Below are 22,865 nucleotides of genomic sequence, written 5' to 3'. Positions count from 1 at the left end.
CTGGACCCCATGCACCACACACACCTGACCACCACAGCCACCACAACAGCAGCCCTACTCACCCTCACCCTCGCCACACCCGCCACCGCCCACCCCACACCCCGACCCGACTACCCCGGACACACCACCAGCCACTACGCCCCACTCCCACAAACCAACGACCAAGCCCACACCAACGGCTGCTCCCAAGCCCAAGCCGACACCAACGGCCTCACCATCGTCTTCTTCGGCACCCAAGAAGACGACGACACCCTCCGCCAACCCGGCACAAGCCCCGACACCACCACCGAACGCACCCCCACCACCGACGCCCTCGACTACGCCCACCACTGGGCCCAAGGCTTCACCGAATGCGCCACCGCCGACACCACCACCCACCTCGCCCTCGGCGTCAACAACAAGGACGACGGAGGACCCACCGGAACCCACGCCGGAACCACCTGGGCCAACACCATCCACACCGCCCAACAACGCTCCACCACACCCAACGTCACCATCACCGGCGCCATCGACGCCGAACCCGCCTGGTCCACCCCCACCTGGGCCCACGACTGGCTCGACGCCTACACCTCCACCACCACCGCACCCCTCTACGCCGCCAACTCCGCCGACGGCTGCCCCACCGACGGCGACGGCCCCTGCAACAACAACTGGACCCTCCAAGACGTCCACACCGCCGCCGGCGCCACCCACGACAACGTCCACCTCATCCCGCAGATCTACCGAACCGACGGCACCCAAGCCCACCAATGGGCCAACATCCACACCCACGGACAACACGGCCACCTCGACTTCGCAGGCGCCATGAGCCAACACACCGCCTGCGACCAACGCACCTGCGACGGCACCGACAACACCCCCGAACAAGCCTGGACCCAACTCAAAGACGCCCTCGGAACCGACGAACTCGGCCCCGCAACCGACATCCGCTGGCCCTGACCCCACACACGAACAAGAACCCACACCGCCCCACAGCCCCGGCCACCACCACCGGCCGGGCCCCACCACCCCCACAATGGAAAGGACACCCACCCACACCACCCACGAGCAGGAACCATGACCACCACACCCCACCACCGCACCCGCCACCCACCACACACCACCCTCGCCTACCTCATCCTCCTGCTCTCCCAACACATCGCCGCCTTCCTCCTCCTGCCCCTGGTCATCGCCTCCGCCCTGCTCACCCTCATCTGGATCGGCCTGCCCTTCGTCATCCTCACCGGCACCCTCCTCCGCACCCTCGCCAACAGCCAACGCCACACCCTCACCCACCTCACCCACCAACCCCTCACCCCCACCTACCGCCCCATACCCCCCACCGGCATCAACCGCCGAGCCAGCACCCTCATCACCGACCCAGCCACCTGGAAAGACCTCCTCTGGCTCATCTCCGCCCCCCTCAGCCTCCTCATCCTCGCCACCCCACCCACCCTCGCCATCCACGCCCTCCACCAAGCCACCACCGCCCTCACCCCCACCCCCGGAACCATCTACGACCTCCCCATCCCCCACACCCTCAGCACCCGCCTCCTACTCATCACCATCGCCACCACCCTCCTCTACCTCGCCCACCGCCTCACCCACCCCGCACTCACCCTCTACACACGCCTCAACCACCTCCTCCTCACCCCCACCGCCAAAGCCCGACTCACCGCCCGCGTCCAACACCTCGCCACCAGCCGCGCCAACACCATCGACACCCAATCCGCAGAAATCCGACGCATCGAACGCGACCTCCACGACGGCGCCCAAGCCCGCCTCGTCGCCCTCGGCATGCACCTGGGCATGGCCGAACAGATCGTCACCCAAGACCCCCACACCGCCCGCACCATGCTCACCGAAGCCCGCGAAACCACCCGCCACGCCCTCACCGAACTCCGCGACCTCGTCCGCGGCATCCACCCACCCGTCCTCGTCGAACGCGGACTCCACGGCGCCGTCCACGCCCTGGCCCTGACCCACCAACTCCCCGTCACCGTCACCGTGCGCCTGGACGGACGCCCAGCCGACCCCGTCGAATCAGCCGCCTACTTCGCCATCGCCGAACTACTCACCAACGCCGCCAAACACGCAAACCCCACCCACGCCTGGGTCCACATCAACCACGGCAACAAACGCCTCGTCATCACCGTCACCGACAACGGCCACGGAGGAGCCACCACCACCCCCGCCAGCGGCCTGGCCGGCATCGAACGCCGCATCGACGCCTTCGATGGCACGATGAACATCACCAGCCCACCCGGCGGACCCACCATCATCACCCTGGAGATCCCGTGCGCGTTGTCATCGCAGAAGACCTTGCCCTCCTCAGGGACGGCCTGATCCGCCTCCTGCAGGCCCACGACTGCACCGTCGTGGCCGCCGTCGACAACGGCCCCGACCTCCACACCGCCCTCACCCACCACCGCCCCGACGTCGCCGTCGTCGACGTCCGCCTGCCCCCCACCTTCACCGACGAAGGACTCCAGGCCGCCATAGACGCCCGCACCCAGATCCCCGCACTCCCCATCCTCGTGCTCTCCCAACACGTCGAACAGCTCTACGCCCGCGAACTCCTCTCCGACGACCACGGCGGCGTCGGATACCTCCTCAAGGACCGCGTCTTCGACATCGGCCAATTCATCGAATCCATCCGCCGCGTCGCCGAAGGCGGCACCGCCATGGACCCCGCCGTCATCTCCCAACTCCTCGCAAGCCAGGACCAGAGCGGCCCCCTGGCCGACCTCACCCCCCGCGAACGCGAAGTCCTCGCCGAAATGGCCGAAGGACGCTCCAACCCCGCCATCGCCCAACGCCTGTTCATCACCGACAAAGCCGTCAGCAAGCACATCAACAACATCTTCACCAAACTCGACCTCGCCCCCTCCACCGACGACAGCCGCCGCGTCCTCGCCGTCCTCGCCTACCTCAACGGGACCGACAACCCCACCTGAGCCCCACAACCCCACCCCGACCACCCACCGAACACACGAAACGGGCGGCGCCGGCACACAACCGACACCGCCCGCACCGACACGTCCTAGGGCCGAGAGCGGTACAGACCCTCGATCTCCTCCGAGAAGGCCCGCAACACCGCCTCACGCCGCAACTCCCCCGAGGCCAACACCAACCCCGACTGCGCCGTGAACTCCTCCGCCAACACATGGAACGAACGCACGGCCAACCGCCGCGGCACACTCCGATTGGCCTCATAGACCAACCCCTGTACCTCACGCAACAGATCCGGGTCCCCCGCGATCTCCTCCGCCGCCATCGACAACGGCCGCCCGTTCACCAACCGCCAGTACTCCAACTGGTCACGCACCAACGTCACCAACGCACTCGCGAACGGCCGCCCCTCCACGATCACCATCACCTGACTGATCAACGGATGCGCACGCAGCCGCGCCTCCAACCCGGCCACCAGCTCCCCGTCAGAGGGCTCCGCCGCAGCAGCAGCCCCACCACCGGCCCCGGAACCGGCCACCACCGGCAGCTCCACCGTCGCCGCACCATCAGAGGCACCCTGCCCAACCGCCGGGGACGGACCCGCAGCACGCCGCTCCACGGCACCACCGCTCGCCTCGGAACCCGGCGCCGGACCCACCTGAGCCGGCCCGCGCACCCCCGGACCCGACCCCACCGAACCGGCCACGAAACGCCCCGGCACCGCAGCCGACGCCGACTGCACCCGCTCCCGGCCCCGAGGCCACACCACACCATCACCGTCGACCTCGGCCGCCACCCCCGTAGCCAGCCAGCCCTCACGAAACGCCGAACGCGACCCCTCGGCGTCGTCCCAGTACCCCGAGAAGACCGCACCCCCGCGCACGAACAGCTCGCCCTCCCGCGAGGCCCACACCTCACGCCCGGGCAGAGCAGACCCCACCGAACCGGCCACACGCCCCTCAGGACCGTTCGCAGCGAAGACCCCCGCCGTCTCCGCACACCCCAACACCTGCATCACCGGCATCCCCACACCGGTGTAGAAAGCATCCAATTTCTCCGGCAGAGCACCGCCCCAGCACACGATCAGATGCACACGCCCACCGAAGACCTCACGCACCTTCGAGAACGACCAGTCGTACATCGACCGCGACAGCCGCCGCCAGGCACCCTTCTTCGGAGACCGGTCGAACTGGACCGCGGCATCCACCGACGCGTTGAAGGTCCCCAACGAGTCCCACCCCGTCGACTTGGCCGCCGACCGCTGCGCGTCGTAGACCGAGATCAACAACGACGCCCCGCACACCACCACCGTGGGCCGGAACCCCATCAACGACGCCCGCAACGAACCCGGCCGACCCACCCCCACACGCACCCGGCCCACCACACACGCCACCAACGAGGCCAGCCCCTGCGCCTGCGACAACGGCTCGTCCAACAGCGCACTCGCCGCCCCCGGCTCCAACGCCGACAACCGCGGCCACATCCGGTCGATCACATCGGCACCGGCCGCCAACAACGCCCCGTGCGTGAGCACCGCACCGCGCATCGTCCGCGACACCGTACTCATCGGGAACGCGATCACCGCCGCATCCTCCGACGAGGCCGCCTCACGCCGGAACCGCACCGCGGACGCATCCATGTACGCCCCCAGCGAGACCACCTCGGGCAGGCCCGGCGTCAACCGCCACACACGGCCCAGGTCCGGCAACTCGCGCTGCATCCCCGCCACCACACGGTGCGCACGCCGACCCTCGACCACCGCAGCGGCCGGCCGCGTACTGCGCACCACGTGCGCCAGCCGCTCGGCCGAGGCCACCGCCGGCAAAGGCACCAGAATCGCACGCACCGTCCACACCGCGAAGGCCACCCGCACCCAGTCGTGGTGGTTGTCGGCCACCAGCAGGACCCTGTCGCCCTCACCCACACCAGCGGCCACCAGGCCCTTGGCCACACCACTCACATCCGTGGCGAAGGCCCCCGCGGTCACACGCTCCCAGTCACCGTCCTCACCGGAGACCACCGACCATGTCTGAGCGTGAGCGTCGGCGGTCGCCACCTCGTAGACCAGCTCGCCCAACCCGGACAACCGCCGGGCCCGCGTACCAGGGGTGACACTCGCCTCGCCCATACCACTCATTCCTCTGCCGCGTCCAAGAGCGGACCCGGAACGGACCCGCCCACATCGGGGAAGTCGGCCCTACTGTGCCCGCAACCCCCACACCACGGCAACCCGGACCCCACCACCCACACCGCCCATACTCAGGCACATCGGCCCCGCGCACACCGCTCAGTCCGCCACCGAAGCCCGCTTGGCACGCAGCAACCACACATACGCCACTGCCGACAACGACGCCGCCCCGACCATCACCACCGACATGCTCACCAACGAGGCCTCACCCGAAGGCGTCAGCCCGGCCAACGCGGCCACACCACCACCCATCGCGAACTGCAATGACCCCATCAACGCCGAGGCCGTACCGGCAACCGCCACCGGCTGGCCGTCCAACGCCGTCACCGTCGCATTCGGCATGATGAAACCGACGCTGAACATCATCACCGCCAGCAGCCCCACAGCCGTCCACAACGAGGCCACCCCCGCCAACGACATCAACGTCAGCACCGCCACCGACGACAAGGCCAAGGACAACCCCACACCCAACCGGCGCAGTGTCTCCACCCGGCCCACCAACAACCCGTTGGTCTGCGTACCGGCCATCATCGCCAACGAATTCACCGCGAACAGCCACGCATAGGTCTGCGGCGAGGCACCGAACTCCTGCTGAGACACGAACGAGAACGCCGACACGTACGTGAACAGCATCCCGAAACTCAACCCCAGCGTCAGCACCGGACTGATGAACCGCGGCTGACGCACCAGACGCCCCACCGTCGCCACCAGCTCCCGCGGCCCCCGCCGCACCCGCGCGGCCTCGGGCAACGACTCGGGCAACCACAGCAGCGTCACCACGAAACTCAGCGCCGCCATGCCCGCAAGCACCCAGAAGCTCAGCTGCCACGGCCCCACCAGCAACAGCTGCGCCCCCAACAACGGGGCCAACAGCGGAGCCAGCATCATCACCAGCGCCAACCGCGAGAAGAACCGCACCGCCTCGTCACCACGGAACAGATCGCGCACCACAGCACGCGCGATCACCGCACCCGCAGCACCGGCCATCCCCTGAATGAACCGCAACACGATGAACGCCGTCACGTTGGGCACGAACACACACAACACCGAGGTCACCGTGAACACGGCGATCCCCACCAACAACGGCTTGCGCCGACCCAGCGCATCGCTCATCGGCCCGATGATCAGCTGCCCCAACGACAGCCCCAACATCATCGAGGTCAACGTCAGCTGCACCTGAGCCTCGACCGTCCCCAGATCCTCGGTGATCTGCGGGAACGCGGGCAGGTACATGTCGGTGGCCAAAGGACCGGTCGCCGTCAGCAGACCCAGCACCAGCACCAGGAGCACGACCGACCGGCGCGACCTCGGACGCGCCTCGTCGGGGGGCTCCACACCCTGTTGGTCTGCGACCGGGTCGGGGGAGTTCGGGGACCGCACAAGCACTCCAGTTCACACGAGACGAAGAGCCGGCGTACACACCCTGGGAGCGCATCCACCGACAAGGGGCCACTCCATACCAACACCGCCCACACCGGAAAAGCTGCCCCGTCCCACCCGGAAAGAATGTGACCTCGGTTACCCGTACGAAACACNCGGCGGGCACCACACCCGCCGCCACACGAGCCCAGAACCTCAGCGCACCAGACGATCCAACAACCGCTCCACCTCGGCCGCCGGATCCTCGGTCAACCCCCCGTGGATCGGCCCGGGCTGCACGACCGTGCTCCGCGGCGCCGTCAACCACCGGAACCGCTGCCCAGGACGCTCACGACCGGCGGACCCGGCCTCGGCACCGCCCCGACACATCGCCGCAACCGACTCCAGGGCACGGCGCACACCCTCGACATCCACCTGCGGCGCCAGAGCCAGCAACCGTTCCTCCTCCAGCGACCAACGGGCCGCCAGGAACCCCTGCTCCTGTGCGTACAGGATCACCCCGGCATTGACGCACTCACCCCGCTCCAGGCACGGCACCACCCGCAACAAGGCATACTCGAACACCACAAGATCGCGCTGCTCACCGACCCGTCCGGTCGTCACCGCATCGCTGTACCTCTGCAACTGGTTCACTGCGCCACCTCCGGCAGCCAACGACGATCGGCGACCCGCGCCAACAGGTGCCGAACGTAGGCCTCACGCACCTCGTCGGCCGAGGCGAACCCCGGCTCGTCCACCAGCCACTCGTCAGGCACCATCGCGACCACACCGCGCAGCCTCTCCTCGGTGACCAGCGGGGCAAGCGCGGCATCGGCGGCCTTCAGATCGGGAGAGGAGTCGATGAGCGCATGGTCCTCGGCGGCGTAGGGCCGGGTGACGAACCGGTCGGCATTGGCCCAGCTGTGGTGGAAGATCAGGCTCGCACCGTGGTCGATCAGGTACAGCTTCCCGTGCCAGAGCAACATGTTCGGGTTGCGCCAGGAACGATCCACGTTGCCGGTCAAGGCGTCGAACCACAGGATGCGCCCGGCCAGATCGGAGCCGATGTCGAAACCGAGCGGATCGAACCCCAGCGCCCCCGGCAGGAAGTCCATACCCAGGTTGAGCCCGCCGCTGGACCTGAGCAGCTCCTGAACCTCCTGATCGGGCTCGCTCCGAGCGATGACGGCGTCGAACTCCACCTCCGCCAGTTCGGGAACCGGCAATCCGAGCACGCGACCCAGCTCACCGGTGACGACCTCGGCCACGAGCGTCTTGCGCCCCTGGCCGGCGCCGATGAACTTGACCACGTACGTCCCGAGGTCGTCGGCCTCCACCAAGCCCGGGAGCGATCCTCCTTCGCGCAGCGGCAACACGTACCGCGTCGCGATCACCTTTTTCAGCACGCCGACCAGCATAGGCACCCGCGGAGCGACGCCCGCCCCCGCATGCACCGCGGTTCTGTCACACCCCCGTCCCAGGGATCGCGGCACATCTCACCGTCCCCCTCCCGGACGAGGTGTCGGACCTGCCCGAGGCCGTCGCCGATTGCGCTGGTGCACTTCCGCCGTGCAGAGGGCCGCGCGAAGTAGTACGCACCGACGAATTGGAGGGACGAATCCGAGGTGGCGTTGTCGAGGGGCTGTGGAAACCCACCGTCGGCCGCTCCGGGACAAGCGCGGCCGATGCCGTGTCCATCCCTGCCCCACCCGCCACCGACGCCGCAACGAGACGCTGAACGCGTTCTAGCNGTGTGGCGGAGCCATGGAAAGGGTGTGCGGCGTAGCCGCACACGAATTGCTGTAAGGTTTTTCTTTGAAAAGCCAGAGCACCTTTACGTTGTAGATCTAATACTGAACCGAGCCGTGAATTTTCCAGGCGAAAGAGGCCGTTCCCTCAAGGGACAGGAGCGCGCCCGCCGCTATCCCGGAAAACCACCACCGACCAGCAGAGACACGCTCCCCTGGCCGACACCGGGGCCGTCGGAGAGCACCCCACTCCCGGTCCGGGTACTCCACGATCAACCATCAGAGGTTGTCCTCGGGCCGGTCGCCCCAGTCGTCGCCCTCTTCCTCACCGGTGGTGGGCGCGGGGACCTCCTCGTCGCCCTCGTCGCCCCCCTCGGGCTCGCCCTCCTCCCCCGGTGAGGGGCTCGCATCCTCACCAGGGTCCTCGGGTGGGCCGGACTCCATGTCGGGGCTGCCGTCCATCGACATGTCCGGCTGGGGGAACTGCAGCATCCACCAGTACAGGAGCGTGATCACCAACAGCAGGAACAGCAGCAACAGCGCCAGGGCCAGGATCAGCCCCCAGTTGCCAGGGCCGGCCGCGGCACTGCTCCCCCGCCGGCCGTCCCAGGCCGTCCACCGCACCGCCCCCGAACGTTCGCCGGCCCAGTGCGGCATCACCACGGGGCCCGCGGCCATCACCGGACCGCCCTGACCTGCCTTGCGCAGGTACTCACCCGCCCCGTGGCCCTCTTCGTCGTGGGCCACCGCGACCCACAGGGGAGCGCGCCCGCGCGTGCGCGCCGAGAGCACGTCCTCTCCCCCAGCGACGGCGTCGACGAATCGTCGTCGCGAGCCCGGGTCGATACCCGCACCCGCGTTGAGGACGGCCACGTCCACCGGCGCGCCGGTGTTGTCCCGTCCCAGGTAGACCACCCCGAGCGAGGAGGTGTCCAACCGGCCCTCCAGGCGGTAACCGCCCAACTGGGTCGGGTCGGTCTCGGTCAGGCCCGACGTGGGACCGGCCATCTCGCGCCCCCTCTCGCGCTCGCCCGCCCGCTGTGGTCCCGGCGTTGTCCACCCGACGGCCGCCGCGCCGAACGGGTAGTGTCGCCACAGGTGGGTGATCCACACCCTATTCGCGTCCCCATGCCAACGGGGTACCCATGTCGGGAAGGCGGAACATGGCAGAGACCGGCAACGGCTCCGCTCCCTCCCCGGGGCCGGAGAGCACACCGGGAGAGCCGACCAGACTGCTTCGTGCAGCGCTGCACGAAGTCTCGACGGTCATCGTGGGCCAGGAGTCCATGGTGGAGCGGTCCTTGATCGCCCTCGTCGCCCAGGGACACTGTCTCATCGAAGGGGTTCCGGGCATCGCCAAGACGTTGGCCGTGTCGACCCTGGCCAAGGTCACCGGGGGCTCCTTCGCCCGGGTTCAGTTCACCCCGGACCTGGTGCCCTCCGACATCGTGGGCACCCGGATTTATCACCCCTCCACCGAACGCTTCGACGTCGAGCTGGGGCCGGTCTTCGCCAACTTCGTGCTGGCCGACGAGATCAACCGCGCCCCGGCCAAGGTCCAGTCGGCGCTGCTGGAGGTCATGGCCGAACGCCAGGTCTCCCTGGGCGGGACCACCTACCCGCTGCCCTCGCCCTTCATCGTCATCGCCACCCAGAACCCGGTGGAGTCCGAGGGCGTGTACCCGCTGCCCGAGGCGCAGCGCGACCGCTTCCTCATGAAGGTCGACGTGGGCCACCCCAAGGCGCACGAGGAGATGGAGATCCTGCGACGGATGTCGGCCGCACCGCCCACCGCCCACCAGGTCCTGGACCCGGTGACCCTCGGCGAACTGCAGACCGACGCCCAGAAGGTGCACGTGCACCAGCTCATCTCCGACTACGTGGTGCGCCTGGTCATGGCCACCCGCGAGCCGGAGAACTACCAGATGCCGGACCTGCGCCAGGTGCTGGAGGTGGGCGCCAGCCCGCGCGCCACCCTCGGACTCGTGGCCGCCGCCCGCGCACTGGCCCTGCTGCGCGGTCGCGACTACGTCCTGCCCGACGACGTGCGCACCCTGGCCCGCGACGTGATCGCCCACCGACTCGTGCTGACCTTCGACGCTCTGGCCGACGGCATCACCGCCGGGCAGGTCGTCGAGCGCATCCTGTCGACCGTGATGGCACCGCGGGTGATCTGGGACGAACCACCCAGCGGGGAGAGCGCCTCCTTCGCCCCCTCGAGGTGAGCGGCGTGAGACCACCGGCTATCGGCACCGACCCCCGCCTGCGTGCAGCACTGCGCCGTCTGGACCTGAAGATCGTGCACCGGCTGGACGGTCTGCTGCACGGCGAACACCTGGGACTGCGGCTGGGGCCGGGCTCGGAGGCGGCCGAGGCACGCCTGTACCAACCCGGTGAGGACGACGTCCGACACATGGACTGGGCGGTGACCGCACGCACCGACGCCCCGCACGTACGCGATCTGGTCGCCGACCGCGAGCTCGAGAGCTGGACCCTGCTCGACCTGTCGCCGAGCATGGATTTCGGTACCCAGACCCGGACCAAGCGCGAGGTGGCGGTCGGGGCCATGGTGGCGGCCAATCTGCTGACCCAGCGTGTGGGCGACCGGTTCGGGGCGCACTTCCTGCACCGGGGCGCGATCCGGCGCTGGCCGGCCCGGTCGGGCAAGGAGGCGTTGCTGTCGTTGCTGGCGACGGTGGCGGCCGCCCCCACCGGGGACGTGGAGAACCCCGATCCGCGCGGGGCCACGCTGGCCGACGCGCTCGACGACCTGGCGCGCACGCGGCGGCGCCGCGGGCTGCGTGTGGTCGTCTCCGATTTCCTGGACACCCCGGCCTTCGGAGGTGAGGCGACGTGGGAGCGCCCGTTGAGGCAGTTGTCCACGCGCCATCAGGTACTGGTCGTGGAGATGTTGGACCCGCGCGAGCTCGATCTGCCCGAAGTGGGGGACGTGCCGCTGCGGGATCCGCGTACGGGGCGGGTGCGCGATGTGCGCCTGACCCGTGCGGTGCGGAACAAGTACCGGCAGGCGGCCGCCGCCCAGCGCGAGGCGGTGCGCGGGACGCTGCGGCGTTGTGGTGTGCACCATCTAGCTCTGCGCACCGACCGGGACTGGGTCCTGGACATCGCACGTTTCGTCATCCACCAGCGGCGCACCGCCCGCCACCTGGCCCGCCACACTCCGGGGGCTCCCAGGTGACCGAAGCGAGAACGAGCCGAACGAGGCACGGGGGGTACAGGCCATGACCTTTCTGGAACCCCAGCGGCTGTGGTGGCTGCTGCTCGTGGTCGCGGTGGTGGCCGCCTACGTGCTGGCCCAGCGCCGACGGCGCCAGTACACGGTACGTTTCACCAACCTCGATCTGCTCGACCAGGTGGTCCCGCACCGCCCTGACGTGCGCCGGCACGTACCCCCGGCGCTGTTCGCCGCCGCGCTCGGTGTGCTGGTGGCGGCGGTGGCCCAGCCCGCGATGCCGGTGGAGCAGCCCCGGGAGCGCGCCACGATCATGGTGGCGGTGGATGTGTCGTTGTCGATGGCGGCCGACGACATCGAGCCGGACCGGCTGGCGGCGGCCAAGGAGTCGGCTCAGGGGTTCGTCGAGACACTTCCGGACCGGTTCAACGTGGGGTTGGTTTCCTTCTCCTCGACCGCGACGGTGGTCTCCTCCCCCACCCATGACCACCAGGCGGTGATCTCCTCGGTCGAGAACCTGCGCCTGGGGCCGGGAACGGCCATCGGCGAAGGGGTGTTCGCGTCGATGGAGGCGATCCGCGGGTTCGACGAGGAGTCGGCCGAGGATCCCCCGCCCTCGGCGATCGTGCTTCTCTCGGACGGGGAGAACACCAGCGGCCGCGACATCACCCAGGCCTCGGCGGTGGCGGCCGAGGAGGAGGTCCCGGTCTCCACGATCGCCTTCGGTTCGGGGGCGGCGATGATCGAGATCGACGGTTACCAGGTGCCCGCCGACATCGACAAGGACGCCCTGCAGGGGCTGGCCGACGACACCGGGGGCCACTTCTACGAGGCCGAGAGCGAGGAGGAGCTCGACCAGGTCTACGAGGACATCGGTTCCTCGCTGGGCACCGAGGTCGTGCACGAGGAGATCGTCACACGATTCGTGGTGGTCGCGATCCTGTTGATCCTGGGTACCGCTGTGACCTCATTGCTGTGGTTCCAGCGGATGCCGTGACCCGACCGCGGTGCGAAGCGCTGCACCGACGGGCCGTACAGTGATCTTGGACACATCCCTTTCAGTGGGGTTTACACCTTTTCCATCTGATCAACGGGTTAGCGTTGGGTTGTTTGTCCTGCCCATCCATAGAGGAACGATGCCGAACAATCCCGCAACCCCGGCCGCGATCTGCTTCGATCTGGACGACACTCTCATCGACGACGCGGGCGCGTCCTCGGCGGGACTGCGCGCGGTCATGGAGCGGCTCGGCCACCCCGACTTCGGTGCCGCACGCAGCCTGTGGGACGTCCAGACCGAGATCTCCTTCGGTGCCTACCTGCGCGGGGAGCTGAGCCTGGACCAGCAGCGCCGCGAGCGCATCCGGGCCCTGGCCGTGCAGGCCGGGCACTCGGAGATCTCCGACCACCACTGCGACGAGCTCTACCGGCTCTACCTGGAGACCCACCGGAGCTCCTGGCAGGTCTTCGCCGACGCGCACCCCGCACTGCAGGCCCTGGGGTCGGCCGGGTTGCGCCTGGCCGTGGTCACCAACGGGCCCGAGCAGATGCAGCACCCCAAGCTCCAGAGCATGGAACTGGCCGGGTACTTCCACACCGTGGTGTGCGCCGACACCGCCGGCGCCGGCAAGCCCGAGCCCCGCATCTTCGAGGCCGCCGCCCAGCGCCTGGGGGTGGACCCCGCCGACTGCTGGCACGTGGGCGACCAGGTTCAGGCCGACGCCGTGGGCGCCGTGGCCTCGGGCATGCGCCCGGTCGTCATCGACCGTCAGCGCCGTGCCGGCGACGAGGGCCTGACCACCATCACCTCGCTCGACGAACTGCTCTCCATGACCGGCGTCTCCGGCCCGGCCCCCGCGGGGACCCTGTGAAGTCCGACCCCCGAGGGGGGACGACTAGGCGCGTGACCGCGCACCTGATCACTGCGGGCGCCCACGGCCCCGAGCTGCGCGGCGAACGTGTGCTGTTCGGCCAGGACCCGGCCGTGCTGCTGCGCGAGAGCAACGGCCTGGCGCCCGAGGCCCCACTGACAGCAGTGGACGTGATCACCGAACTGGTGCCGCGCCCGGGCGGTCGGCGGCTGCACATCGACCGGGTGGTCTTCGCCGAGCCCGCACACCGCCACAGCTGGGCGCAGCTGGCCGGTTCGGCAGCCCTGGCCCCGGGCCCGGCCGAGCTGGAGGCCGAGGAGGATGTCGCGGGCGAGGAGGCCGAACGCCCGCGCCTTCGACGGTTCGCCTCCTACGGCATCGTCACCGACGCGTCCGGGCGCATCATGCTCAGCCGGATCTCCGAGGGGTTCCCCGGGGCCGGAACATGGCATCTGCCGGGCGGAGGGGTCGACGACGGCGAGGACTCCCGTGCCGCCCTGCGCCGCGAGGTGCTGGAGGAGACCGGCCAGCACGGTGTGGTCGGTGAGCTCATCACCGTGACCAGCCACCGCAGGGCCGTCCAGAGCGGCACCGACATCTACTCCGTCTGGGTCTTCTCGCACGTGTTCGTGCCCGAGCCCCGGCCGGCGCAGGTGCTGGAGAGCGGTGGCTCGACGTGTGAGTGCGGCTGGTTCACGCCCGAGGAGCTCTCGGGACTGCACCTGTCCACGACAGCGCGGCGCGGGTTGGAGTTCCTGGTCGGCCGCCCCTGAATCGGGGGCGGTCTCGCCTCAGCCCGCGCGGTGGCCCATCCGGTCACGCACCCACCACAGGCCCGCACCCGCGCCCAGGACCAGCACACCCAGCCCGATCACGGGCAAGGGCAGGCTGCACACCAGCACCACACAGCCGACGAGCCCGCCCAGTGGAGCCACCAGGGGCGGGCGGTTCTCGTCCGGGCCCAGGCGCAGAGCCGAGGCGTTGGTGACGGTGTAGTAGACCAGCACACCGAAGGCCGAGAAGGCGATGGCCGATGTCAGGTCGCCGAAAAGGATCAACACGATGACCACCGTGCCCACTGCGGCCTCGGCCCGGTGGGGCACGCCGGAGCGCTCGTGCACGATGCCCAGGGCGCGGGGCAGGTGCCCGTCCGAGGCCATGGCGGCGGTGGTGCGCGAGATCCCCAGCAACAGCGACAGCAGCGCTCCCAGGCTGGCCACGGCCGCGCCGGCGACCATCACCGGCACCAGTGAGGGCTGGCCGGAGACCAGGACCGCGTCCACCAACGGCGCCTCGCTGGTGATGAGGCGCTCACGCCCCAGGACGATGAGCAGCCCGGTGCCCACGACCATGTAGACCACCAGCACCGTGACCATCGACAGGTTGATCGCACGGGGGATGGTGGTACGCGGCTCGCGCACCTCGGCGCCCAGGGTGGCCACACGGGCGTAGCCGGCGAAGGCGAAGAAGATCATCGCAGCCGAGCCCAGAAGACCGAAGGAGCCGGGCCAGGGCCCCAGCCCGTCGACCTCAGCGACCGCGGCCAGGCGCCCGCTCATGAGCATGGCGACCACGGACACCGCCAGCACGCCCAGCACCAGCAGTACAAGGACCTTGACCACCAGCGTGGAACGTCTGATGCCGCGGAAGTTGAGCGCGACCATCACCACGACCGCGGCCACGGCAGCCGGTCTCTCCCACCCCGGAAGCACGTAATGCGCAAAGGTCAGCGCCATGGCGGCGCAGGAGGCGACCTTGCCCACCACGAACGCCCACCCGGCCAGGAAGCCCCACAGCTCGCCCAGGCGCTCGGTCCCGTACACGTAAGCGCCGCCCCACTCGGGGTGGCGCGCGGCCAGCCGTGCCGAGGAGACGGCGTTGCAGTAGGCGACGAGACCGGCGATGGCGATGGCGACCGGGAGCCAGGCGCCCGCGCCGACCGCTGCGGGCGCGAACACCGAGAACACCCCGGCACCGAGCATCGCACCCGCACCGATGGCGGCGGCATCGATGGTGCCCAGGCTCCGGTGCGGTCTGGCCTGCGGTCCGGAAGAGGTGGTCAACGGGGTCTCCTTGTATGGTCAACCCCGGCGTGCGTCCGGGGCGGCACCGGGCCCTCGCCCTCACCGGCCGGGCCGGTCAGGGTCTGTACGGTGCCTCGTGCCCGTGGATGGGAGTGACGGGTCCGTCCTCCGAGTGTGCCCGATACGGGTGACCGGCGGGTGCTGGCCTCCGTGTCGTGCGGGTCTCGCTCGGCCGGGCCGGGCGGGACCGGCACAGGTCGGGGGCACGATCGGAGGGTGCCCCGCACCAGGCCTGCGGCGGGGCACCCTCCGATGTGGTGTGCGGGACCCGGGCGCTCAGGTGGGGCGCCAGGGGTTACCGGTGTTGTCGTTGATGTCCTCGGCCGCGACCTGACGGAGTTGGCGCGACAGGTCGGACAGGGCGCGTGAGACCGCCAGTTCCTCGCCGATCTCGGGGACGTCGCCGTCGTAAGGGTGCTTGCGCGCCATCCCGTGCCCGCGCAGTGCGGTGCCGTCGTCGGCCATGAGGCCGACCTCGGCCCAGGTGCGTGCGTTGTCGCCCTCGTTCTCCTCGGCGACGACGACGTCGACCTCCCAGCGCTTCATCGTCTGCATGGCATCGGTCCCCTCACGCGTCGCGGACTGCTCCTACATCCATCTTCCTCAGGATGGTGGACATTCCACCGTTGTTGGCGTTTCGTTTCCGCACCGCTGTGAGGTTTTTGCAGGTGTGGCCGTGCCCCCGGCCTGGTAGCGTCACGGCGTGGCCCAGCACTACTTCGACTCCGACCCCGACAGCACCAGTCGGCCCTCGACCGCCGACCTGGTCCTGCCGGATGTGCACCTGCGTCTGCACACCGACCGCGGTGTCTTCTCCCCCGACAAGGTCGACCTGGGGACCCGCGTGCTGTTGGAGAGCGTGCCGCCCCCACCCACGCACGGGCGCCTGCTCGACCTGGGCTGCGGTTACGGACCCATCGCGCTGACCATGGCCTCCCGGGCCCCGCAGGCCACCGTTCTGGGAGTGGACGTCAACGCCCGCGCGGTCGCCCTTGCCCGCCGCAACGCCGCAGAGCACGGGCTCGGGGCCCGTTTCGCCGTCGTGGCACCCGAGGCCGGACTCGCCGTCGAGCAGGAGCCGCTGCCCGAAGCCGTGTCCGAACCCTCCGCGCAGGAACTGCAGGGCCCCTTCGACGCTCTGTGGTCCAACCCGCCCATCCGAGTGGGCAAGGCCGTGCTGCACGGCATGCTGCGCACCTGGCTGGGCCGGCTCTCCACGGAGGGCACCGCCCACCTGGTCGTCCAGCGCCACCTGGGCTCGGACTCCCTGCACAAGTGGCTCACCGGTCAGGGGTGGCACGTCGAGCGCACCGCCTCGCGCGCGGGCTTCCGTGTCCTGGCCGTCCGCCACAGTCCGTCCTGAACCGCCCCGCCCGATGTGTCCGGCATCATACGTGCACGTCAGGCACCCGGCCGGTAATCTGTTCCGCACACTCTCGTCGCCGGTCCCTCCGGCTACCCGATCCATCGAGGAAGCGTTGAGCTCGCAGTTGCGCCCCACGGACGTCAAACGCCTGAACCGCCAGTGGCGCAGGCGCACCGAGGGGCGCCTCGCCCTTCTGGTCGAGTCCGTCACCCAGCCCTACAATCTGGGCTCCATCCTGCGCACCTGCGCCACGCTGGGCGTGGACCGCCTCTGGCTGAGCGGTAACAGCGCCGACCCCGAGGACCCCAAGGTCGGAAAGACCGCCCTGGGCACCGCCGCCAAGGTCGAGCACACGCGCCTGTCCACCACGGGCAAGGCCATCGAGGCCGCACGCGCCGACGGCTACAAGGTCGTGGCGCTGGAGCTGGCCAAGAACGCCGTCCCCCTGCACGCCGCCCCGCTCGAGGGCGACGTGTGCCTGGCGGTGGGCGCCGAGGACCACGGTTGCTCCCCTGCTCTGTTGTCGGGGGCTGACGCCATCACCTACATTCCGCAGATCGGCCGGGTCGGATCGCTCAACGTGGCCGTGGCCACCGCGATCGCCCTCGCCGAGATCCGCCGCCGCGAGTGGGCCGGCTTCGGCGACGAGGCCGACGCCCCCGTCGGCGCCTGAGCCGGGCGCGGGAACTTTCTGCCCGCTCCCGACGTCATTGACTTCACCTGGACCACTCCAGTCACACAGCCCACGCGCGCGAGCGCAGAGAGAGGAACAGTGGACCCGTCCCGAAGTACCGGCAGCATCCCCGCGGGATGCTGCGACCCAGACTCCGACGAACCCCCTTCTCGCAAGGGTGCGTACCGTTCGCCTGACCCCGTAGGCTCCGGGGTCCTCCCCCGCATGGCGGTGCGTGCCCGATGATGACCGTCCTCGGTATCGCCTTCGGCGCCCTGGTGGTCTTCCTGATCACCGTCCTGACCGGCTACTTCGTCGCTCAGGAGTTCGGATACGTGGCCGTGGACCGCTCGCGTGTCCGCGCCCGCGCCACTGCCGGTGACCATGGGGCCCAGCGGGTGCTGAACATCACCAACCGCACCTCCTTCATGCTCTCCGGTGCCCAGCTGGGCATCACCGTCACCACCCTGCTGGTCGGTTACGTGGCCGAACCGCTGATCGGTGACGGTCTGGCAGAGCTCCTCGGCCTGGCCGGGGTTCCAACCGGCACCGGCCTGGCGATCGGTATCGCCCTGGCCATTCTGTTCTCGACCGTCGTGCAGATGGTCTTCGGCGAGCTCTTCGCCAAGAACCTGGCCATCGCCCGGCCCGAGCCGGTCGCACGCTGGCTGTCGCTGTCGACGCAGATCTACCTGAAGATCTTCGGGCCCGTCATCTGGCTGTTCGACCAGGCCTCGATCCGCCTGCTCGAGCTGGTGGGCATCACCCCGGTCGAGGACGTCCAGCACGCGGCGACCCCGCGGGACCTGGAGAGCATCATCGCCGAGTCCCGCCAGAGCGGCGACCTTCCCGCGGAGCTGTCCACCCTGTTGGACCGCACGCTGGACTTCCACGAGCGCACTGCCGGGCACGCCATGATCCCCCGCCCGGAGGTCACCACCGTCGAGGACGGCGAGCCCGTCAGCCGCGTGGTGGAGCTCATGGCCTCCGACCACTCGCGTTTCCCTGTCCTGGGCGAGGGCGTCGACGACATCGTGGGCGTGATCTGCCTGCGCGACGTCCTGGCCCTGGGTGAGCGCGACCTGTCGGGCGTGGAGGTCAGGGAAGTGGCCCGGGAGACCGTGATGGTCCCGGCTTCGCTCCCGCTGCCCTCGGTGCTGGCGCACCTGCGCGAGGCCGAGGACGAATTCGCTTGCGTCGTGGACGAGTACGGAGGCCTGGCCGGGGTGGTGACCACCGAGGACCTGGCCGAGGAACTGGTCGGGGAGATCGCCGACGAGCACACGCCCGAGGAGGAGTCCCCCGCGTCCCTGGACGGAGAGGGCACCTACCTCATCCCCGGGGCACTGCACATCGACGAGGTCGAGCGCCTCATCGGGCACGACCTGCCCGGGGGCGACTACGAGACAGTCGGCGGCCTGGTCATCCACGAACTGCACCGTCTGCCCCAGCCCGGTGACAGCGTCGACCTGGCGCTGCCGCGCCCGGCCAGTGCCCACGACGGCGACCCGGACATGGCTCTGACGATGGTGGTCAACACCGTCCAGCGCCACGTGCCCCACACGGTGGAACTGCGGCTGCACGAGATCGAGAACGGTTCCCAGGAGGTGCGCGCGTGAGTGACATGAACCTGTGGTTGGCGATGGCGCTGACCGTCGTGTTCATCGCGTTGAGCGGTTTCTTCGTGGCGATCGNCCGGTTGGAGCAGGCCGCGCACGCCAGCGTCTCGGCGCGGGCGGCGCTCAAGAGCGCACGCGACCTGTCGCTGCTGCTGGCCGGCTCCCAGCTCGGTATCACCCTGGCCACGCTGGCTCTGGGTGCGGTCTCCAAACCGGCCTTCCACCAGATACTGGAGCCGCTCTTCGACTCGCTGCCCGGCGCGGTCGGGTACATGCTCTCGTTCACGTTCTCGCTGATCATCGTGACGTTCCTGCACCTGGTCGTGGGTGAGATGGCACCCAAGTCCTGGGCGATCTCGCACCCGGAGAAATCGGCGACGCTGTTGGCGGTCCCGATGCGGGCCTTCATGTGGGTGACCCGTCCGGCGCTGCTGATGCTCAACGGCATGGCCAACTGGGTGCTGCACCGGTTCGGGGTCCAGGCGGTCGACGAGCTCTCCAGCGGCCACAACCCGGAGGACGTGCGCGAGCTGGTGGACCACTCGGCCAAGGCCGGTGCGTTGGACCCGGAGCGCCGCGACCAGCTGGCCACGGCGCTGGAGGTCAACTCCCGCCCGTTGGACGAGATCCTCACCCCGCGCGAGGAGATCGCGTGGGTGCACCCCGACGGGGACGTGGAACGCATCAAGCAGGTATCGCGCGAGTCCACGCACCTGCGCCTGGTGGTCGCCGACCCGTACGAGACCGTCCCGGTCGGGGTCCTGCACGTGCGCGAAGCGCTGGCGAGCCCGGCCGGGACCACCGCCGCGGACCTGATGCGCCCGGTACTCACACTGCCGGCAACCACGCCGATGTATGCGGCGATGGGCATCATGCGCGACAGCCGCAGCCACCTGTCGTTGGTGGAGCAGGAGGGTGAGCTGATCGGGCTGGTCACCCTGCAGGACATCCTCGACCGCCTGCTGCTGTTGGAGGCGGCCGCCTGAGGCAGGAACCCCGTGGTTCCACCGGGGTGCAGGGAGCCCGAGGGCTTCCTGCACCCCTCGTTCCTTTCCGGGCGGCGATTCCCCACCGAAGGAGCGGGAAAGCGCAACCGGCCCTGGCCCTCTGCGGCCGGCCGCGTTGGTGGAGGACACCGGAGACCTGTGCCCGGCGTGCGGGACCGACGGGTCCCTGGAGTCGGTCACCCGCGGAGAGGGTTCCGGGTCGGCTGTTGCCGGTCCGCCGGCGAACCGCTACGGAGCGGTGAGGAACGAACGAGGGTCCCCGCGACCCGCTCCGAAACTTCACTTTTCTGGCATCGTTCCGGGTGTCAGAAATTTTTTTGCCTGAAACTTCGCAGCGGGATCGGGCAGACTTGCATTCGAGGCCTGCAGAAGCTCGCAAGGCCTGGCGAAGTTCCCTCCGCCTCCACTCGGACCGCACCAAGGTCCCGACCACGACATAGACCGCTGGTTGCACCGGCATGCAGAAGTGGAGAGGCCTGTACACCCCATCCGTCGATTGTTAGGTTTTCCGCATGGCCACGCCGCCAGAAGTCCGGATCGTCGACCAGCCGAAACTCCTGGTCAGCGTACGCAAAGCTGCGGAGTTCCTGGATGTGTCGGAGCGCATCGTATACGAGCTGTGCTACGCCCAGGAACTCGAATCGGTGAAAATCGGGCCGAAGAAATGGATCCGGCGTATCACCTGTGAATCGTTGAACCGATACGTCGAGGAGGCACGCAACGAATCACGAAGAAAGACCCAGAGAACTACCCCCGAATCAAGGGAATAGAGAATGCGTTCCATCATGCCCACCCCGGGCGGGCCCCCGCATCCCACGAATCGGAAGCAGAGTCGGGAAAGAGTAACCGAACCCACACCAAGAGGTCCGGAGAAGGCGATCACCTGCACACAGAATGTCACCGAACTTCTCGAACGAGAACCCGGCCTCTGGCCGTGCCTGACCACCTGCGTGGTCGACGTGGAGGGGCTGACCGCAGTGCACTACGCGGCCGGCGCGGGAAGCCCGGAGGCGTCGGCGCTCTTCGGCCCCGACGGGGTGCTGGCCCGCTGGCGATCCGTCCTCGAATCGGGCCAGGAGACCCACCACGAACGCCCGGACGAGCGCCTGGTCACCGTCAACGGCACGTACGGAGAACTGCCGATCACCGTGCTGCTGACCGTGGCCGGGGCGGCCACCCCCGCCCCGGAGACAGCCCCCGCCCCCGGCATCGCCGCAGCCACGACCACAGAGTGAGGAGGACGGCGATGCAGCCCACGCCCTGCACGTCCTACCCCGATGCGAACTCCACCCCTTGGCCGCTGAACCACCACGCCTACATCCACATGTGCGTCCGGCGCCTGGCGAAGGAGCTCGTCCACCCGCCCCACCTGTACCTGCCCGAGTGCCATGTCCAGCGGCACGACGTGCGCAGCGCCCTGGTCAGGGTTCCGCGCACGCAGTCCGAACGGGGGCTGCTGCTGTGCTGGGACGAGCAGCGCGGCTGGGGCCGCATCGGCCCGGCAGGACGCCGCCCCCTGGCCCTGGGCGCCGAACCGGTCCTGGCCCCGGACACCTTCGCCCTGGCGGTGACCTCGCTGCTGCAGGAGCCGTCCACCGCAACCGTGGTCGTCGTCGACCGCTCCAGGAAGAGCTCGCACCCCGTGGACCCCGGGTTCGAGCGAGCTCTGGCCGCCTATCGAAGGGGAGAAAAGGCCTGAAGACGGCACACACGAAGGGGCCGGGCACGCACACTGCGTGTCCCGGCCCGATGATCGTGCTGGTTGCGCCTAGCCGGCCTTGGCCGTCAGGTTCACCTCGATGTTGCCGCGCGTGGCGCGGGAGTACGGGCAGACCTGGTGCGCGGTCTCGACCAGCTTCTCGGCAGTGGCCTGGTCGACGCCGGCGATGGTGACGGTCAGGTCCACGGCGATGTCCAGGCCCTCGTCGGACTTGCCGAGCCCGACCTGGGCGTCGACGGTGGACTCGCCGATCTCGGTCTTGGACTCGCGGGCGACCTTGCGCAGGGCGCCGTGGAAGCAGGCGCCGTAACCCACGGCGAAGAGCTGCTCGGGGTTGGTACCCGGCCCGTCGTCACCGCCCACGCCGGCCGGCACGGACAGGTCGACCTCGAGGCGGCCGTCACTCGTCCTGCCGTGGCCCTTGCGGCCTTCGCCGGTGACGGTGGCGTCTGCGGTGTAAAGGGTCTGGCGTGCCATAACTACCTCTCTCGGCCCTCGGCGGGGCCTGGGTCGGGTGTGTTCGTGTCCTGTGCGGGCAGGGATCCTTCGCCCCGGCCCTCCACCGCGCGGGTGACCGCGTCGAGGCTCTCGCGCAAGGCACGGGCCCGTTCGGTGGACAGTTCTGCGGCGCACAACAGGGCATCGGGGATGTTGTGCGCACGCTCGCGCAGGCGGACCCCGTCCTCCGTGGGGGCGACCCTGACGATGCGCTCGTCCTCGTCGGCGCGCTCGCGAGTGATGAGCCCGGCCCCCTGCAGGCGGCGCAGCAGGGGTGAGAGCGTGCCGGAGTCCAGGTGCAGGGCGCGTCCCAGTTCCTTGACCGTGAGCGGGCCGCGTTCCCAGAGCACGAGCATGACCAGGTACTGGGGGTAGGTCAGCCCCAAGCCCTCCAGAAGTTCCCGGTAGAACCCGGTCAGGGCCCGGGAGGCGGTGTAGAGGGAGAAGCACAGCTGATTGTCCAGGGCGAGCCGGTCCCCTCCGGCCTCGTGTGCCACGGCTTCCCCCTCTCCCTCGTTCCCTCCTCACGCTAACAATATTGATTGCACCCAACAAGGTTGTGGGCAATCATTTTGACCCCGGGGGTCCCCGGCCCTCGCGGCGAGGGGACC

Annotated in this window: 24 protein-coding genes; 15 read left to right on the top strand and 9 right to left on the bottom strand. The window is 69.4% G+C overall.

Annotated elements, in window-relative coordinates:
* Positions 1 to 9: 9 nt before the first annotated feature.
* The 3 genes from D474_RS0100230 (at position 10) to D474_RS0100220 (ending at position 2,936) form a co-directional block, all read left to right on the top strand.
* Entirely contained in the window at positions 10 to 939 is a 930-nt protein-coding gene (locus tag D474_RS0100230; RefSeq protein WP_017611590.1) for a hypothetical protein, read from the top strand.
* A 117-nt stretch (positions 940 to 1,056) separates the two neighbouring features.
* Positions 1,057 to 2,325: a sensor histidine kinase gene (locus D474_RS0100225; protein WP_017611589.1), complete on the top strand. Its 1,269-nt coding sequence runs from the start codon at positions 1,057 to 1,059 to the stop codon at positions 2,323 to 2,325.
* Entirely contained in the window at positions 2,277 to 2,936 is a 660-nt protein-coding gene (locus D474_RS0100220; protein WP_017611588.1) for a LuxR C-terminal-related transcriptional regulator, read from the top strand. Before D474_RS0100225 ends, D474_RS0100220 begins: the two co-directional genes overlap by 49 nt.
* 86 nt (positions 2,937 to 3,022) lie before the next feature.
* On the opposite strand, the gene D474_RS0100215 is transcribed toward D474_RS0100220, so the two are convergent.
* The 5 genes from D474_RS0100215 to D474_RS0100195 all read right to left on the bottom strand — a co-directional run bounded on the left by D474_RS0100215 (position 3,023) and on the right by D474_RS0100195 (position 9,234).
* Positions 3,023 to 5,059, bottom strand: a complete 2,037-nt coding sequence (locus tag D474_RS0100215) for an AMP-binding protein (protein ID WP_017611587.1) — start codon at positions 5,057 to 5,059, stop codon at positions 3,023 to 3,025.
* Positions 5,060 to 5,218: 159 nt separating this feature from the next.
* The gene (locus D474_RS0100210) at positions 5,219 to 6,499 is read right to left on the bottom strand and encodes a multidrug effflux MFS transporter (protein ID WP_017611586.1); all 1,281 of its coding nucleotides are present in this window, start codon (positions 6,497 to 6,499) and stop codon (positions 5,219 to 5,221) included.
* A gap of 195 nt (positions 6,500 to 6,694) precedes the next feature.
* Positions 6,695 to 7,132: a DUF3037 domain-containing protein gene (locus D474_RS0100205; protein ID WP_017611585.1), complete on the bottom strand. Its 438-nt coding sequence runs from the start codon at positions 7,130 to 7,132 to the stop codon at positions 6,695 to 6,697.
* Entirely contained in the window at positions 7,129 to 7,896 is a 768-nt protein-coding gene (locus D474_RS0100200) for a HipA family kinase (protein ID WP_017611584.1), read from the bottom strand. The genes D474_RS0100205 and D474_RS0100200 overlap by 4 nt, the downstream gene beginning before the upstream one ends.
* A gap of 609 nt (positions 7,897 to 8,505) precedes the next feature.
* The gene (locus tag D474_RS0100195) at positions 8,506 to 9,234 is read right to left on the bottom strand and encodes a hypothetical protein (RefSeq protein ID WP_026118034.1); all 729 of its coding nucleotides are present in this window, start codon (positions 9,232 to 9,234) and stop codon (positions 8,506 to 8,508) included.
* Between the two features lie 155 nt (positions 9,235 to 9,389).
* Between D474_RS0100195 and D474_RS0100190 the strand changes: the two genes are divergently transcribed.
* The 5 genes from D474_RS0100190 to D474_RS0100170 all read left to right on the top strand — a co-directional run bounded on the left by D474_RS0100190 (position 9,390) and on the right by D474_RS0100170 (position 14,060).
* Complete coding sequence (locus D474_RS0100190) at positions 9,390 to 10,451, top strand: AAA family ATPase (protein WP_017611582.1); 1,062 nt, start codon at positions 9,390 to 9,392, stop codon at positions 10,449 to 10,451.
* A 5-nt stretch (positions 10,452 to 10,456) separates the two neighbouring features.
* Positions 10,457 to 11,425 carry a DUF58 domain-containing protein gene (locus tag D474_RS0100185; RefSeq protein WP_017611581.1) on the top strand — a complete coding sequence of 323 codons (969 nt, stop codon included), beginning with the start codon at positions 10,457 to 10,459 and terminating at the stop codon, positions 11,423 to 11,425.
* 43 nt (positions 11,426 to 11,468) lie between these two features.
* Positions 11,469 to 12,416, top strand: a complete 948-nt coding sequence (locus D474_RS0100180; protein WP_017611580.1) for a VWA domain-containing protein — start codon at positions 11,469 to 11,471, stop codon at positions 12,414 to 12,416.
* Between the two features lie 139 nt (positions 12,417 to 12,555).
* Positions 12,556 to 13,287 carry an HAD family hydrolase gene (locus D474_RS0100175; RefSeq protein WP_017611579.1) on the top strand — a complete coding sequence of 244 codons (732 nt, stop codon included), beginning with the start codon at positions 12,556 to 12,558 and terminating at the stop codon, positions 13,285 to 13,287.
* 32 nt (positions 13,288 to 13,319) lie between these two features.
* Positions 13,320 to 14,060 carry an NUDIX hydrolase gene (locus D474_RS0100170; protein WP_017611578.1) on the top strand — a complete coding sequence of 247 codons (741 nt, stop codon included), beginning with the start codon at positions 13,320 to 13,322 and terminating at the stop codon, positions 14,058 to 14,060.
* Between the two features lie 18 nt (positions 14,061 to 14,078).
* Here D474_RS0100170 and D474_RS0100165 read toward each other — a convergent pair whose 3' ends face one another.
* Positions 14,079 to 15,350: an APC family permease gene (locus tag D474_RS0100165; RefSeq protein ID WP_017611577.1), complete on the bottom strand. Its 1,272-nt coding sequence runs from the start codon at positions 15,348 to 15,350 to the stop codon at positions 14,079 to 14,081.
* 297 nt (positions 15,351 to 15,647) lie between these two features.
* Positions 15,648 to 15,926 (bottom strand): DUF1876 domain-containing protein, encoded by a 279-nt coding sequence (locus D474_RS0100160; RefSeq protein ID WP_017611576.1) that lies wholly within the window; start codon positions 15,924 to 15,926, stop codon positions 15,648 to 15,650.
* A 148-nt stretch (positions 15,927 to 16,074) separates the two neighbouring features.
* Between D474_RS0100160 and D474_RS0100155 the strand changes: the two genes are divergently transcribed.
* The 7 genes from D474_RS0100155 (at position 16,075) to D474_RS0100130 (ending at position 21,735) form a co-directional block, all read left to right on the top strand.
* Entirely contained in the window at positions 16,075 to 16,734 is a 660-nt protein-coding gene (locus tag D474_RS0100155) for a class I SAM-dependent methyltransferase (protein WP_017611575.1), read from the top strand.
* 115 nt (positions 16,735 to 16,849) lie between these two features.
* Entirely contained in the window at positions 16,850 to 17,410 is a 561-nt protein-coding gene (locus tag D474_RS0100150) for a TrmH family RNA methyltransferase (protein WP_051050891.1), read from the top strand.
* Positions 17,411 to 17,652: 242 nt separating this feature from the next.
* Positions 17,653 to 19,029, top strand: coding sequence for a hemolysin family protein (locus tag D474_RS0100145; RefSeq protein WP_017611573.1), 1,377 nt, complete (start codon positions 17,653 to 17,655; stop codon positions 19,027 to 19,029).
* Positions 19,026 to 20,015 (top strand): hemolysin family protein, encoded by a 990-nt coding sequence (locus D474_RS0100140; RefSeq protein ID WP_017611572.1) that lies wholly within the window; start codon positions 19,026 to 19,028, stop codon positions 20,013 to 20,015. Before D474_RS0100145 ends, D474_RS0100140 begins: the two co-directional genes overlap by 4 nt.
* Positions 20,016 to 20,548: 533 nt before the next feature.
* Entirely contained in the window at positions 20,549 to 20,806 is a 258-nt protein-coding gene (locus tag D474_RS30700; protein ID WP_083931688.1) for a helix-turn-helix domain-containing protein, read from the top strand.
* Between the two features lie 180 nt (positions 20,807 to 20,986).
* The gene (locus D474_RS0100135; RefSeq protein ID WP_017611571.1) at positions 20,987 to 21,271 is read left to right on the top strand and encodes a hypothetical protein; all 285 of its coding nucleotides are present in this window, start codon (positions 20,987 to 20,989) and stop codon (positions 21,269 to 21,271) included.
* A gap of 11 nt (positions 21,272 to 21,282) precedes the next feature.
* The gene (locus D474_RS0100130; RefSeq protein WP_017611570.1) at positions 21,283 to 21,735 is read left to right on the top strand and encodes a hypothetical protein; all 453 of its coding nucleotides are present in this window, start codon (positions 21,283 to 21,285) and stop codon (positions 21,733 to 21,735) included.
* A gap of 69 nt (positions 21,736 to 21,804) precedes the next feature.
* Here D474_RS0100130 and D474_RS0100125 read toward each other — a convergent pair whose 3' ends face one another.
* Positions 21,805 to 22,233, bottom strand: coding sequence for an organic hydroperoxide resistance protein (locus tag D474_RS0100125; RefSeq protein ID WP_017611569.1), 429 nt, complete (start codon positions 22,231 to 22,233; stop codon positions 21,805 to 21,807).
* Between the two features lie 2 nt (positions 22,234 to 22,235).
* Complete coding sequence (locus tag D474_RS0100120) at positions 22,236 to 22,751, bottom strand: MarR family winged helix-turn-helix transcriptional regulator (RefSeq protein WP_017611568.1); 516 nt, start codon at positions 22,749 to 22,751, stop codon at positions 22,236 to 22,238.
* Positions 22,752 to 22,865 lie beyond the last annotated feature (114 nt).

The sequence above is a fragment of the Nocardiopsis salina YIM 90010 genome (assembly GCF_000341025.1).
Taxonomy (GTDB): Bacteria; Actinomycetota; Actinomycetes; order Streptosporangiales; family Streptosporangiaceae; genus Nocardiopsis; species Nocardiopsis salina.
This window is presented reverse-complemented; position numbering and strand designations above follow the sequence as displayed.